The sequence below is a fragment of the Pseudomonas sp. MG-9 genome, assembly GCF_018729515.1.
GTDB lineage: Bacteria > Pseudomonadota > Gammaproteobacteria > Pseudomonadales > Pseudomonadaceae > Aquipseudomonas > Aquipseudomonas serboccidentalis.
Genome location: NZ_JAHHZH010000003.1, coordinates 1 through 12,987, shown reverse-complemented (window position 1 = coordinate 12,987; position 12,987 = coordinate 1). Strand labels below are relative to the sequence as shown.

Sequence of the window (12,987 nt, the reverse complement as noted above, 5' to 3'; positions counted from 1 at the left end):
GCACAGTCGCCCGCCTGTACTATTGACAAGTCGTCAAAGATCTGGAGCTTTCATCAACAGAGCGGCCCAAGCGTTCCGCTTTCACGGTTCTGCGGCAGACGAACACGGACAGGTAAGCAGCCCATGTACATACCCGCTCAAAGCACCATCCGCTCCAGAAACTTCCTCACCTCCAGCGAGTACGCCCCCGGATGCGAGAACCTGAACATATGACCGGTGCGCAGCATGATGACTTCCTGAGAACCCCGTATGCCTTTGAGCAGGATCCCCGCCGCCTCTTTGCCGATCAGCTTGTCCTCTTCGGGGGTGAGGATCAGCGTCGGCACGTCGATCTTCTTCAGCAAGGGCGTGTAGTCGACTTTCTCGATCGAACGCACGCGGTTGACGTAGGCCTTGTGCGGCGTCTCCTTGATGAAGAAAGCGCGGCTCTTGGCGGTTGACCAGGGGATTTCTCCTTCCTGGTCGAACGACGACGCCAACTGAGCCGCGTGAAAGCGCAAGGTTGTCTGGCGGTAAAACGGCCCGGGAAACAACGGTGCCAACGCGGCCAGGGTCTTGAGCAGGGGCGAAGTGATCGGGCTTTTGGCAAAGCCGCCGGACAGCACCAACCCCTTGAGGCCTTTGGGCTGGCGCGTTGCAACCGCAATCGAGGCGACCGCGCCGTAGGAGTCGCCGACCAGCACATAGCTCTCCAGATCCTGCACCTGATCAACGATGAAGTTGGTCAGTTTTTCCAGGTCGCGCACGTCGTCGGGCAAACGCAGGGTGCGCATGGCGCGATCCTGTAAGTGGACCATCTGTTCTAGCTGCCATGGCGCCCCGGCGAAGCAAGGGATCATGACCAGGGTGGGCTGGGGTTTCATGCGGTACTCCGGAGGGGCTGATGAACGACATCCGCACTCTAGGAGGACCGAGGCTGACGATCCAATGGCATTGGCGCAGCATCTCGATGCGCGAGATTGATCGTCAGTTGGTGATCAGCATGTTGGTGAGCCACTCGACGGCCGGTTCGTTGGCGCGGCCCCGCGCCCGGACGACGAGCACCTCCCAGGTGGGCAGTGCCAGCGGCAGTTCGAAGAGGCTCAGTTGCGCGGTTTCCTGCATCTGCAAGGCGACCCGTTCGGCGATCACGGCGATTGATTGCGAAGCGCCGACCAGGAACGGCACCGCCAGAAAGCTAGGGCAGGTGACGCTGATCTGGCGACTGTGGCCGAGCAGCTCCAGCGCATCGTCGACAGCGCCCCGACTATCGCCGCGAGGTGAAACCAGAATGTGCGGCAGACGGGTAAAGTCCTCCAGCGCCATGTGCAGCGTCTTGCCGCGCTTGACCAGCGCCGGATGACCCTTGCGCGCGATGCCGACGAAGCGCTCCTTGTGCGCCAATTTGCAGTCGAAGCGCTGCGGAATCTGGGCAAACGAGCCCGAACCCAGCACAAGGTCGATCTCACCGGCATCCAGCTGGCGCATCGCTGAATCGCCATCCACTGGCCCGATTTTCAGCACCACCTCCGGCGCGGCAGCCTGAATGTTCGCCAGCGCCGGGGCGATGACGGTCAACACCGCATGATCGGTGGCCGCCACCGAGAGCGTCGCCTGCAAGCGTGCCGGATCGAACGGCCCCCGGGGGCTGGCAACCAGCCGCACCGACTCGAGCACCGCCGCGACTCGGGGCATCAACTCGACCGCCAGCGGCGTCGGCGCCATCCCGCGCGGGTTGCGAATGAACAGTTGATCATCAAAAGCCGTGCGCAACCGCGACAAGGCGTGGCTGGTGGCCGACTGCGACAAATGCAGTTTTTGCGCGGCGCGACCGACATGCCTCTCAGCCCAAAGTGCCTCAAGCACCACCAGCAGATTGAGGTCGAAGCGCGTCAGATCCAGAGGCTTCATGGGGTATTGGCCTTTTCATTCAGCAGTCGATGCAGGCAACTTTCCTACAGGCTTTGGCCGAAAGCTACAGTCGTTTTGCGCGCTGTCAGGCCCGACCCACATTCCTTGCAGGAATGCGCCTTATGAAATTAATCCATTTTTCTTATCTCATTCACCGGCGTAGCGTGCTCCAACGATAAGGAGAATCGCCGTGGCCTCATCCTCGACCCACCCTGCAGAAAAATTCGACACCTCTCGCGCCAGCGAATACGGCAAACAAAGCCGCATCGCATTGGCCGGTTACGACGCCTGTCACGATCTGGCGGCGTGCATGTTGGCCGCCACCCTCGGCCCGTCACGTCCGGCCAATGTGCTGGTGGTTGGCGTGGGTGGTACGGCGCAGGAGATCATCGCGATGGCTGCGCTGGAACCGGACTGGCGCTTCACTGCGGTCGACCCTTCGGCATCCATGCTCGAAACCGCGACGGAGCAATTGCAGGCCAATGGATTGCTGCACCGAACGGCATTGCATCTGGGGCATGTCGATGATTTGCCAGCCGAACCCGCCTTCGATGCGGCGACTTTGATCGGTGTGCTCCATCACCTCAATGGCGATGAGCCCAAGCGCCACATCCTGCGTTCGATTCAGCAGCGGCTGAAGCCGGGGGCGCCGCTGATTGTGGCGGGTAATCATTACGCCTATGCCAGCCAACCGTTATTGCTGCAGGCGTGGGGGCAGAGATGGCGGCAGCAGGGCGCGAGTGCTGACGAGGTGGCGGCCAAGCTGGGGAAAATCCTGCAGGGCGCGGATCCGCCGCATTCCGAGGCGGCGGTTCAGGCGTTATTGGATGAAGCGGGATTTGGCGAAGCGACGCGTTTTTTCAGCAGTCTCTTCTGGGGCGCCTGGCTGGCCAGTCGACGGCCGGTCGATGTCGGCTAGTCGGCTAAGAATGTAGTCATGACAATTTTTTGATTGTATTGATTGGCCGATTTTACGATGAGCCACCGGCAACCTGGCACGAGGCTGATCATGCACATCGCCATCCTGACTTTTGAAGGTTTCAACGAACTGGATTCGCTCATCGCGTACGGCGTTCTCAACCGGGTTAAACAGCCCGGTTGGCGGGTGTCGATCGCAGGCCCCACGGACAAGCTGCGGTCCATGAACGGCCTGGTGATCGAGGCGCAGATGTCTTTGGAGCAGGCCTGCGCCGCGGACGCGGTATTGGTGGGTAGCGGGAGCATGACCCGGGACATCGTGGCGAATGCCCAACTGATGTCGCGTCTGCAGTTCGATCCGGCGCGGCAACTGTTGGGCGCCCAGTGCTCGGGCACGCTGATTCTGGCAAAACTCGGCTTGTTGAATGAGGTTCCGGCGTGTACGGATCTGATCACCAAACCCTGGGCGGAGGAGGCCGGCGTGACTGTGCTCAATCAACCGTTCGTAGCCAAGGGCAATGTCGCTACCGCCGGCGGCTGCCTGGCTTCGCAGTATCTGGCGACCTGGTTCATCGCCCGTCTTGCCGGTGAAGAGGCGGCACGCAACGCGCTGCACTACGTGGCGCCGGTTGGCGAGAAAGACCTCTACACCACACGGGCAATGGCCAACATTTCGCCGTTTTTATAACGCACGCGGAGCGGGATCAGCCCTCGGTGGTTTCGACCGGTTCCGACGCCGCCTCTGCGGCCATCTTCAGACGGTCAGCCTTGCTGATGTACTTGGGCTTTTTCGGCGCCAGTTTGGCACTGGCCTTTTTGGCCTTTTCCTTGAACAACTGCTGCAGTTTCTTTTGACGGTTCATGTTTCTACTCGGTGAAAGGGAGCGGGGCGCGTGCCCACCAAGCGGGCATTAGAACCGGGTCGAAGCGATTTGGCGAGTCTGTTGAGGTGGCGCAGGATCAGAAGAAGCAGCTCGCGGTCGATCATGGCTTCGGCGACGCCAGAAAATCGCTGATCAGCGCAACCACTTGCTGCTGGATCACCTCACGCGGGCGCGCCTTGTCGCCATCGCGGCAAATGATGCCATCGCCCGGAGCATCTTCCTCGAGCATCTCGATTGCCCCCGGTTTGCAGATCGACATGAAGCTGAAGTGGGTGGCGTCGCTGATCTCGACATACCGCGTGGTGGCCGGTGGCAGGCGTTTGGCCAGATCTGCGGATTCCAGGTGCGCAGGCAGATCTTCGGAAGGGGCGCCAGCGGCGATCACCAGCGTTGGCACGGGCAGCGCCGCGAGGCTTGCGTCGGTCATGCCGCGTGACAGGCCCAGGTCCAGCGAGACGATGGCGGTGACCGCTGTGTAACGCCTGTCGGCAGCCAGGTCGGCCTTCGCTTGCGGCGTGCTGGCGGGATTCATTTGTTGGTAGACGCTGCAACTGGCCAGCTGCGCATGGGCCTTGCAGTCCTCGGCAAAACGCTCGGGATCGAAACGTGCGCCGCCGATTTCCAGGGCCGTCCAGCCACCGAGCGAGTGGCCGACGACGGCAATGCGCTGCGGCGCGACGGCGCCAAATTGCTCCGGTCGCGCCAGCACCGCGTCGATTGCTCGCCGCAGATCAACCGGCCGCTGCCACAACTGCGCCGCTGCTTGCGGGCTGCGGTCGTGGGTGGTGCTGCCGGGGTGGTTGACCGCCGCGACGATGTAACCCTGATCGGCCAGGGCACTGGCGAGCCACATCTGGTTGCTCCAGTTGCCCCGATAACCGTGGGACAATACCACCAACGGATGCTCGCCGGCGGTCGGCGGTGCATCGCGTACGGCAGACGCACTGACAAATACCGGGCTGTCTTCGATCAATTGCGCTGGCGCGGTGGTGGTCGCGGGGTACCAGACGACCATTTCCAGCGGCCGCTGTGAGTCCGGCAGGGTTGTCGTGCGAAAGCCGATGGGGTGAGTGTCAGCCAGTGTGATGGTGGACAGGCTGAGCAGCAGGGCACCGAGAGCTGTTTTCAATGTTGATTCTTCCTTGATTGCATTGGTTGTTATCAGGTGGCACTTCGAGCCAGCCGGGGAGCGCTGAACGCAGATTATTAGAGCGGTCGCGCAGAAGATAGCCATGCCTCTGCTTACCGGGATTTGAAATGCCAGCCGCACCCCGCTAGAGTCGCGGCCCTTGTCCGGCCTGCAGCGCCGGCTATGGCTGGAAAAGGGGCGGCAGTTGAACGAACACACTTTGTCCATGCGCCTGGAGCGTGTGGCGGCGCACGTGCCGGTAGGCGCGCGGTTGGCGGATATCGGCTCGGATCACGGTTATTTGCCGGTGGCCCTGATGCGCCGCGGCGCCATTGCGGCGGCGGTGGCCGGTGAGGTGGCGTTGACGCCGTTCCACGCGGCCGTGCGCACGGTGCGCGAGAACGATCTGCAGCCGCGCATCGCCGTGCGGCTGGCCAGCGGTCTGGCGGCGATCGAGCCGGGTGACGGGATCACCGCGATCAGCCTGTGCGGCATGGGCGGCGAGACCATTCGCGACATCCTCGACAGCGGCAAATCGCGTCTGAGCGGGCAGGAGCGGCTGATCCTGCAGCCCAACGGCGGCGAGCAACCGCTGCGCCAGTGGCTGATGGACAACGGCTACCGCATCCTCGTCGAGGAATTGCTGCAGGAAAACCGATTCTTTTACGAAGTCATCGTCGCCGAGCGCTCCGGCCCGGTGGCCTACACCGCTGAACAGTTGTATTTCGGCCCGTTGCAGATGCAGGCGCGCAGTCCCGCATTCATCGCCAAATGGCAGCGTTTGCTGCGCCAGAAACAGAAAACCCTGAACAGCTTGAACCAGGCGCGCCAGGCTGTGCCTGAAGAAAAGCGGCAAGAGATGGCGCAGCAGATTCAGTGGATTACCGAGTTGCTGGCGTGAGCTGAGCGCAACGATCCACGGCGGGTTCCTGCGCGGCAATCCGAAGATTGATCCACGCGCGGCTGTGAGCCAGAACGCTGTCGGCCATGGCCGTCGGGAAATGGATAAACCCATGGGCGGAAACGGGCAGCAGGTGCACCTCAACCGCTGCCGACTTTGCCCAGCGTGCGGCCAGCTCAAGGGTGTCGTCGCGCAGCGGGTCCAGCTCGCCGGCATACATCAGCGCAGGTGGCATGCCGGCGAAGTCGCCGTACAGCGGTGACAGCGGAGGTTGTTGGCGTTGCGCGTCGCTCAGGCCTGGGGTCAGCAGGCGTAGCGCCTCAACCATGCCGGGGCCGTCCAGCACCAGAGTGTCGGCAGTCGCAGTGCGGACGCTGGCGGTTCCGCTCAGGTCGTAGACGCCGTAATACAGCAATGCACCGTGGATACGCTTGAGCAATTCGGGCGATGATTGCAGCCCCAACAACGTCGCCGCCGCCAGATGCCCGCCCGCCGACTCCCCGACGACGATCACCGGCAGGTCAGCGAATTCGTTGCAGCCAAGCAGCCAGCGAGCGGCCCCCAGACAATCCTCCAGCAGCCCCTCGACCGGTGTGTCGACCGCCAGTCGATAATCCACCGAAACCACCGCCACGCTGCACGCATTGACCATGCCTGCGTTGAGCTTATCGTTCATCTGCGGGTTGCCGATGACCCAGCCCCCGCCATGAAAATCCAGCACCACGCCTCGGGCTTTGCCTTTGGGCCTGATAATCCGTAGCGGCACTGCGACGCCATGCGAGTCAATCACGATCTCCTCGGCCTTGAGACCATGTTTACGCAGCTTGTCTGCGCCGGCCTTTTGACTGACGCGCAGCAAAGCCTGGACCAGTCTCGGCAGGACGCGATTGCGGATGCGAAACCGTGGCAGCCAGGCGAGGATCTTGTTGAAGCGCTGCATTTGCGCGATTTCATCTGCGCCAAATTCGAGTTTTCCGGTGTCCATGCTGGTCCTCTATGACATTCGCTGCGGCAGCCGACACCGCTGAGCACTTGTGCAATCCGACCGATTGCCGGCAAGCACGTTCACTCCAGGCAGATCGCGGACTTGACGGTCAATCCATCGACAAATGCAGCAACCTGCCGCTTGCCTCGCAGGTGCACCACGGGAACATCCGGGCCGACGGCCTGGCGTACTTTATCTGTCTCCGGTCGGTAGGCGTGTAGATTCCGTGAAAGTAAGCAACGGTGCGCTGGTCGTCGGCTGCGATAAACCGACCTCTGTGCCGATTGGCCGCCCAATCAGTTCAGGTTAAAGTCAGTTTCAAGCGGTTTTGTTTGCACCGACCGGGCCATTGCAAGAGATCAGCATGAGCAGCGGATGGACTGAAACCTATTTACGGGTCGCAGGCAAGTTTGACGAAAACAAGACGTTGTTGTGGTGAGTCCGCATTAGCTTAAGCGAGCGGATAGTCCGGGTTTTGCCCGACTGCCGGGAGCGCCTTCGGGCTTGTTCATCTGAGTCATCGCCGGGCGCTCGTAGATCGTTAGAATGCTTTGCACATAAGAAACTTCAGCATGGATGTGCAAGCGCTCGTCCAAAGGAGAACCCCATGACAACAGGGCAGTGTCTGTGCACCGCGGTACGCTTTTCCCTCGCCGTTGAACCGCGCTTTTTTTACCGCTGCCACTGCTCCCTGTGCCGCAAGCAAACGGGTGTCGGCCACAACCTCGCCACGCTGGTCAACGCGCGTGACTTTCGCTGGGAAGCAGGGCAGGCGTCGATCAGCAGTTGGGTCAAACCCGGGGGTTACAGGAACGACTTCTGCGCGCAATGCGGCTCGACTGTGCCCAACCCGCTTCGCGGGTCGACTTACGTGTGGATTCCACTCGGTTTGCTCGATGAAGATCTGAGCGTGCAGTGCGCTGGCGACTTCTGCGTTGACGATGCCATGTCGTGGGATACGCAACGCTCGGCCAGCAGTCATCACGGTTCCGTGGAGTCATTGGGGGATCTTGTGCAGGAACTCCGGGTCAACGGTGATTGAAACCTTAGCCTGACCCGCAATTATTTTCGCACAGACGCGAACATGTGCTGCAGGGGATGGCATCGATCTGCGTCGTATCGCTACTTGCCACCGAGACTTCCTCCGCCATCGACGCTGATCACTTGGCCCGTCACGAAGGATGCTTGTGCACTCAACAGGAAAGTAATCAGAGAGGCAACTTCTGATGGCATGCCCAGTCTTTGCATCGGAATCGTGGACAGTATTTGACGCTCACCCTCACTTCCCACAGGTCTGGTTTTGCGCAAAAGCTCGGTTTCTATAGGGCCAGGTGCGACTGCATTGACCGTAATTCCAATGGGCGCCAACTCAAGCGCCCACGTACGAGTGATACCCACCAAAGCACTTTTTGCGGCAGCGTAGGCTGTTCTGTCCCGGGCTCCAAAAATGGCACGGCTGCACACATTCACTATGCGTCCAGCAGAAGATCGCTTAAGCGACGGCAGGCAAGCTTGAGTAACTTGCACCGAGGCTCTGACATTCAGGTCAAAAACTTTTTGAAGCGTTTCAAGATCAAGAGTTTCAAGGCTTTGCGGAGCCGCGACGCCAGCGTTATTGACGACAGCATCAATAGACGTGCGCTCTAGCAGTTTCTCAAGCATCTCGCCCGTCTTCTGAGTGTCGGCTAAATCACAGAGCAACAGCTTTCCGGGAAAATAGTCGATCGAGTGCCTGGCGATGCCGACCACAGTCCACCCTGATTGACTCAGTTGGGTACTGAGCGCGAAACCAATCCCTTTGGTTGCACCTGTCACCAGTGCAGTTCGGCTGTGGTTCATGGTTGCCTTCTCACCATCTGACTCAAAGCCCTATTGATAGCACAGCTCCGTCCGCTATTGGCGGTGGATTCAACCGGTCGGTGCAACACAACTGAATTCTGTATAAGCAGAAGGCGTGTTGCGGTGAGCCTGACTCAGGCCCGGACATCCATCGGATACTCGGGTGTTATAGCGGGTGATCATCAGGGCTGTGACTGGAATCGTTCTGGACGACAGGGCGCTAATGCGGCCGCAGGCGCGGCATCGACGATTTCCTCAGCAACCAGTCGCCCCACGACCGCCGCCAGCGTTACACCCGGGTGCATCGCGCACACGTATGCGCCGCCGATGTTCGGCAGATAGCCAATGATCGGAATTCCATCGGCCGGCACTGGGCGCAGGCCCACGCACGCCACTTCGGGCGCGATGGAAATCACCCCGTGAAGATCGTTTTGGATGGCTTTGGCTGTTTTCAGCGCGATGGCGTGCGCGCTGTTGTGCGGCGCGTCATCTATGTAGTCCTCCGCCGCCAGCAACGTGCCGTCGGCGTCCTGCCGGACTTCCATCTCGGGGCTGGAGATGATCGTGTTTACCCGATGAGGCTGGGTTTTGTAGCGGATGAACAGGGCGGGTGAAGCGTCGATGGGCAGGGTGACGTTCAACTGATCTGCCAGTTGCGGGATCGCGGTGCCTGCCGCCAGCACGACAATATCGGCATCGAGGTTGCCCGTCGCAGTGATGACACCGGTGACCGAGCCGTTCAATGTCTGAAAGCCGAGTACCGGGCTCTGCGTTAACAGCGTCGCGCCATGGGCTTGAGCGCCCGCGATCAAGATGTGTGTTGCCTGCACGGCATCCAGCGCGCCTTCATCGGCGGCAAAGAATGCACGTTCTGGAGGGTGCTTGAGGTTGGGCTCAAGGTCGAGAATCTGCGCGCTATATATAGACGGCGCATGAAACACGCCATCACCGTAAGACAGCGCACCAGTCCATCGAACGTTCAGATCCGGCAACTCGGATTGAAGTCGGCGATATTCTGCGATGGCCGCTGCGCGCAATGGGGCAACAGGATCTGCCCCGCCGTGTGACGTGTTGATCCAGGCGAAGGAACGTCCCGTCACGCCGGACGCAACCTCATTCGCCTCGACCACGACGACTTGCGCACCTTTTACGGCGAGGTGGTACGCCAGTGTCGCGCCGACGATTCCAGCCCCGATCACGATAACTCGTTTACTCACATCAACCTCCGTTGTCGATGCCCAGACGTTACTCCATTCTCGCCCATGGCGGCAGACTTGCCTGGCCCGGTGATATCGGGGAAGCTGCGCCGAGCCCGATGGTGGGCCGGTTTTTCAATCGTTCAGGGAAGCGTTGATGGCACTCAGGGTGTTGGTGGTTGGAGGGTATGGAAACTTTGGCAGTATCGTTTGTCGGCATTTGATCGACATGCCGGACGTCGAACTCGCGATCTCAGGGCGCGATCCTCAGAAGCTGGCGCGCAAGGTCGCTGAACTGGGCCCGGCCTGCGAGAGCTGGTGCGGTGATGCCATGGGCGCCGGTTTCGCCTCCGCCTTGCGCGCGATGAACATTCAACTGGTGGTTCACACCGGTGGCCCGTTTCAGGGGCAATCCTATGCGGTGGCCGAGAGCTGCATCGAAGCGCGCGTCAACTATTGCGATCTGTCGGACTGCCGGACGTTCGTCAATGGCATCGGCGTCCTCGATGCTCGAGCCCGGCAGGCGGGTGTTGCGATCCTCAGTGGTTGCAGCTCGGTGCCGACGCTTTCGTCAGCGATCATCGATGAACAGCGCTATCGCTTCAAACGCATCGACTCGATCGAACACGGTATTTCCTCATCGGCCAAGATGCCGGGGTTGTCGACGGTCGAAGGCGTACTCGCATACGCCGGCAAGCCGATCCGTCAGTTAAGGAATGGTCAGGTGCATGAGGTGATGGGGTGGGAGGACCTGACCCTGCGCAAGCTGCAGGGGCTGGGCACTCGTGCATTGGCTAATGTCGATGTGCCGGACATGGACATTTTTGCCAGCCGCTATGGTGCGCACACTCTGAGCTTCAAGGCGGGTGCCGGCCTCAAACTCGGCGGTGTGGCGAATTATCTGTTTGCTCTGGCGATGAGGAAGGGCCTGGTGCGTGACCATGCACCCTGGGCCGCGAGGTTGCATCGCTGGGGGACGTGGTTCGAACGTTTCGGCGATGGCAAAAGTGCGATGTATATAGATGTGCGGGGTGTCGGTCTGGATGACCAGACGTTGTCGATGTCGGCGCAACTCACTGCGTTGAATGACAAAGGGCCGGAGATCCCGAGTTGTGCTGCCGTCGCACTGGCTGCGAAGATCGCCCGAGGTTATTTGCCCGAACCCGGCGCCCGTCCTTGCGTGGGCGAAATCAGCGTCGACGAGTACATGGCCGCGATCAACGATCCGCAGAACCTGAGTCTGTCCGTGCATTTCTCTGACGGGCAGCGCTGAGCATGCTGTATCTGGGCCTGAAGTACGTGCATGTCATTGCCGCGATTTTCCTGTTCGGTTTCGGCATGGGGTCCTATCTCTACCTGATCGCTGCCAGTCGCGCGGCCAACCCGCAGGTGATTGCGCATGTGGCGAGAATGGTCGTGCGCTACGACGCCTGGATCACCACACCGGCGGGCTTCATTCAGATCCTGACGGGCTATATGTTGACGAGACTCAGTGGACTGCCGCTGACTACAGAGTGGGTACTGGTCTCGCTGATCCTCTTCTTTATAGTGGGCTCGCTCTGGTTACCGGTGCTGGTGTTGCAAAAGCGCTTGCAGGGGATGGCGGTGAGCGCGGTCGAACGTGGGGCGGGGCTTGATGCCGATTACCAGGCTGTTTACCGCCAGTGGTTCTGGATGGGCGTTTTCGGCTTTCTGGGGATGTTCGTGATTGTCTTGATGATGGTGACGAAGATGACGCCGGCACAGTGGCTCGGACTGCTGATGTAGCAGGGGATTCACACCGGCGCCTTTAAGAAGCGTCGTTCGTGATCGGGATCGGGCAACAGGCAGGTGTCGTACTTGCCGAAGATCCGGTAGCGATTCAGCGCCACACAGTCGTAGGTCCAGTCCCGAAGTGCCCGTGGGACAATGCGCAGCAGTCGGGCCGGCCACCAACGGGCAGGCAGTTGCGCGACGATTTCGAAGAACGCATCCGAGCGCACCCAGTAATGCCGGTCGCGAATCACCGCCATGGTGTCAAACTGGTCCACCGGCAGACCGGCCCATGCCAGCAATGCCTGGCCTTCGGGCGATTGCACTGCGGCCAGGCGCACCCGGTGCTGGTGGTCATGGCGAATCAGGAACCTTGCCCAGCCGTTACACAGCTTGCAGACTCCGTCGAACAGAACCACGGTCTCGCCCGGATTGAGCAAGGGCGCGGGGGTTGGGCGAATCCGGGAGTCGGGCATAAGGTAGGTCCGAGGTGTTGGTTGGGGCTGATCATACCCTGTGCATCATCGATGAAGTCTGCTGCAGACGATGGTCGTCGGTGATGGCTCCATTAATAGCAGTCACATTGGATCTTTCCTTGCTGAGCTGTCGCCCTAGACTGGCTCCATTCCCATGACTCATCTGGAAAGGAGCCTGATCTTGTGAGCGACTTCGATAGGCAACCTGTTTTGTGCGGGAGCACGCTGAGGCTCAGGCCACTGGCCGACAGTGATTTTGAAGGGCTGTATCTGGCAGCCAGCGATCCTTTCATCTGGGTTGACCATCCTGCCTGCGACCGTCATGAGCGGCAGGTGTTTGCAGCTTACTTCGCCGCTCGCCTGGCCACCGGCCAAGCGCTTGCAGTCATCGACATCGAGTCGGGGCAGATCGTCGGGACGTCCAGCTTCTATATACCGCCTGACTTACCGGAGAGCATCGCCATCGGGTACACCTTTTTAATCCGGGCGAAATGGGGAGGGGAGGCCAATCGCGAACTGAAGCGTCTGATGGTGGAGCATGCCTTCGAGACGTACGACACTGTCTATTTGCACATCGCACCTTCGAACATCCGCTCGCAGAAAGCCGCCCTGAAGATCGGCGCGGTGCATTTATATGACGCCGAGCTGAGACTGTCGGCAACGCCCGCCCTGTGCAAGTGTTACGGGCTGACCAGGGCACAATGGGCGTTGTCGCAGCGAAATAACCTGAAACAGGGGGCTTGAGGTCTGTCTTCGATCTGATGCTGACGGCGGCATCAGTTGTCATGGCGGGTTTAGTCCCTTGTTTTGAAAAGAATTTCTCGAAGGGGGTTGACCAGTAAATTCAGTCCTGTATTATTCGCCTCCCGCTGACGAGAGATCTGAAGCGTAAGTGGTTGAAGTTGTTGAAGAAATCTTCGAAAACTTCTGAAAATAATCACTTGACAGCAAATGAGGCTGCTGTAGAATGCGCGCCTCGGTTGAGACGAAAGATCTTAACCAACCGCTCTTTAACAA

Annotated in this window: 15 protein-coding genes; 7 read left to right on the top strand and 8 right to left on the bottom strand. The window is 60.2% G+C overall.

Features of this window, described 5'->3' with window-relative positions; translation table 11 throughout:
• Positions 1 to 137 precede the first annotated feature (137 nt).
• Positions 138 to 863 carry an alpha/beta fold hydrolase gene (locus tag KKQ10_RS08330; protein WP_215500788.1) on the bottom strand — a complete coding sequence of 242 codons (726 nt, stop codon included), beginning with the start codon at positions 861 to 863 and terminating at the stop codon, positions 138 to 140.
• Positions 864 to 966: 103 nt separating this feature from the next.
• Positions 967 to 1,890 carry a LysR family transcriptional regulator gene (locus KKQ10_RS08325; RefSeq protein ID WP_215500787.1) on the bottom strand — a complete coding sequence of 308 codons (924 nt, stop codon included), beginning with the start codon at positions 1,888 to 1,890 and terminating at the stop codon, positions 967 to 969.
• Between the two features lie 190 nt (positions 1,891 to 2,080).
• On the opposite strand from KKQ10_RS08325, the gene KKQ10_RS08320 reads away from it, so the two are divergent.
• Together KKQ10_RS08320 and KKQ10_RS08315 are read left to right on the top strand one after the other, a co-directional pair.
• Positions 2,081 to 2,809: a class I SAM-dependent methyltransferase gene (locus tag KKQ10_RS08320; RefSeq protein WP_215500786.1), complete on the top strand. Its 729-nt coding sequence runs from the start codon at positions 2,081 to 2,083 to the stop codon at positions 2,807 to 2,809.
• 90 nt (positions 2,810 to 2,899) lie between these two features.
• The gene (locus KKQ10_RS08315; protein ID WP_215500785.1) at positions 2,900 to 3,496 is read left to right on the top strand and encodes a DJ-1/PfpI family protein; all 597 of its coding nucleotides are present in this window, start codon (positions 2,900 to 2,902) and stop codon (positions 3,494 to 3,496) included.
• A gap of 16 nt (positions 3,497 to 3,512) precedes the next feature.
• Here the strand turns inward: KKQ10_RS08315 and KKQ10_RS08310 are convergent, their stop codons facing one another.
• Together KKQ10_RS08310 and KKQ10_RS08305 are read right to left on the bottom strand one after the other, a co-directional pair.
• Positions 3,513 to 3,671, bottom strand: a complete 159-nt coding sequence (locus KKQ10_RS08310) for a DUF2986 domain-containing protein (RefSeq protein WP_127651907.1) — start codon at positions 3,669 to 3,671, stop codon at positions 3,513 to 3,515.
• A 121-nt stretch (positions 3,672 to 3,792) separates the two neighbouring features.
• On the bottom strand, positions 3,793 to 4,821 hold the full coding sequence (locus KKQ10_RS08305) for an alpha/beta hydrolase family protein (protein WP_215500784.1): 1,029 nt from the start codon (positions 4,819 to 4,821) through the stop codon (positions 3,793 to 3,795).
• Between the two features lie 205 nt (positions 4,822 to 5,026).
• Between KKQ10_RS08305 and KKQ10_RS08300 the strand changes: the two genes are divergently transcribed.
• Positions 5,027 to 5,722 carry a tRNA (adenine(22)-N(1))-methyltransferase gene (locus KKQ10_RS08300; protein ID WP_286674820.1) on the top strand — a complete coding sequence of 232 codons (696 nt, stop codon included), beginning with the start codon at positions 5,027 to 5,029 and terminating at the stop codon, positions 5,720 to 5,722.
• Here KKQ10_RS08300 and KKQ10_RS08295 read toward each other — a convergent pair.
• A complete protein-coding gene (locus KKQ10_RS08295; protein ID WP_252191546.1) occupies positions 5,703 to 6,707 on the bottom strand; it encodes an alpha/beta hydrolase in 1,005 nt (334 codons plus the stop codon). The two genes, KKQ10_RS08300 and KKQ10_RS08295, sit on opposite strands and share 20 nt — an antisense overlap.
• 607 nt (positions 6,708 to 7,314) lie before the next feature.
• Between KKQ10_RS08295 and KKQ10_RS08290 the strand changes: the two genes are divergently transcribed.
• A complete protein-coding gene (locus KKQ10_RS08290; RefSeq protein WP_215500783.1) occupies positions 7,315 to 7,749 on the top strand; it encodes a GFA family protein in 435 nt (144 codons plus the stop codon).
• An 80-nt stretch (positions 7,750 to 7,829) separates the two neighbouring features.
• On the opposite strand, the gene KKQ10_RS08285 is transcribed toward KKQ10_RS08290, so the two are convergent.
• Positions 7,830 to 8,546, bottom strand: a complete 717-nt coding sequence (locus KKQ10_RS08285; protein WP_215500782.1) for an SDR family oxidoreductase — start codon at positions 8,544 to 8,546, stop codon at positions 7,830 to 7,832.
• A 182-nt stretch (positions 8,547 to 8,728) separates the two neighbouring features.
• Positions 8,729 to 9,763 carry an NAD(P)/FAD-dependent oxidoreductase gene (locus KKQ10_RS08280; RefSeq protein WP_215500781.1) on the bottom strand — a complete coding sequence of 345 codons (1,035 nt, stop codon included), beginning with the start codon at positions 9,761 to 9,763 and terminating at the stop codon, positions 8,729 to 8,731.
• A gap of 136 nt (positions 9,764 to 9,899) precedes the next feature.
• Here KKQ10_RS08280 and KKQ10_RS08275 point away from each other — a divergent pair, with 136 nt between their 5' ends.
• Complete coding sequence (locus KKQ10_RS08275; protein WP_215500780.1) at positions 9,900 to 11,015, top strand: saccharopine dehydrogenase family protein; 1,116 nt, start codon at positions 9,900 to 9,902, stop codon at positions 11,013 to 11,015.
• A gap of 2 nt (positions 11,016 to 11,017) precedes the next feature.
• Positions 11,018 to 11,509, top strand: a complete 492-nt coding sequence (locus tag KKQ10_RS08270; RefSeq protein WP_215500779.1) for a DUF2269 family protein — start codon at positions 11,018 to 11,020, stop codon at positions 11,507 to 11,509.
• 8 nt (positions 11,510 to 11,517) lie between these two features.
• Here KKQ10_RS08270 and KKQ10_RS08265 read toward each other — a convergent pair whose 3' ends face one another.
• The gene (locus KKQ10_RS08265; RefSeq protein WP_215500778.1) at positions 11,518 to 11,970 is read right to left on the bottom strand and encodes a thiol-disulfide oxidoreductase DCC family protein; all 453 of its coding nucleotides are present in this window, start codon (positions 11,968 to 11,970) and stop codon (positions 11,518 to 11,520) included.
• 183 nt (positions 11,971 to 12,153) lie between these two features.
• Between KKQ10_RS08265 and KKQ10_RS08260 the strand changes: the two genes are divergently transcribed.
• Positions 12,154 to 12,714: a GNAT family N-acetyltransferase gene (locus KKQ10_RS08260; RefSeq protein WP_353844740.1), complete on the top strand. Its 561-nt coding sequence runs from the start codon at positions 12,154 to 12,156 to the stop codon at positions 12,712 to 12,714.
• Positions 12,715 to 12,987 lie beyond the last annotated feature (273 nt).

Coding starts and splice junctions, on each gene's coding strand:
- KKQ10_RS08330 (WP_215500788.1), bottom strand. CDS start 863: ATGAAACCCCAGCCCACCCTGGTCATGATCCCTTGCTTCGCCGGGGCG.
- KKQ10_RS08325 (WP_215500787.1), bottom strand. CDS start 1,890: ATGAAGCCTCTGGATCTGACGCGCTTCGACCTCAATCTGCTGGTGGTG.
- KKQ10_RS08315 (WP_215500785.1), top strand. CDS start 2,900: ATGCACATCGCCATCCTGACTTTTGAAGGTTTCAACGAACTGGATTCG.
- KKQ10_RS08310 (WP_127651907.1), bottom strand. CDS start 3,671: ATGAACCGTCAAAAGAAACTGCAGCAGTTGTTCAAGGAAAAGGCCAAA.
- KKQ10_RS08295 (WP_252191546.1), bottom strand. CDS start 6,707: ATGGACACCGGAAAACTCGAATTTGGCGCAGATGAAATCGCGCAAATG.
- KKQ10_RS08290 (WP_215500783.1), top strand. CDS start 7,315: ATGACAACAGGGCAGTGTCTGTGCACCGCGGTACGCTTTTCCCTCGCC.
- KKQ10_RS08285 (WP_215500782.1), bottom strand. CDS start 8,546: ATGAACCACAGCCGAACTGCACTGGTGACAGGTGCAACCAAAGGGATT.
- KKQ10_RS08275 (WP_215500780.1), top strand. CDS start 9,900: ATGGCACTCAGGGTGTTGGTGGTTGGAGGGTATGGAAACTTTGGCAGT.
- KKQ10_RS08270 (WP_215500779.1), top strand. CDS start 11,018: ATGCTGTATCTGGGCCTGAAGTACGTGCATGTCATTGCCGCGATTTTC.
- KKQ10_RS08265 (WP_215500778.1), bottom strand. CDS start 11,970: ATGCCCGACTCCCGGATTCGCCCAACCCCCGCGCCCTTGCTCAATCCG.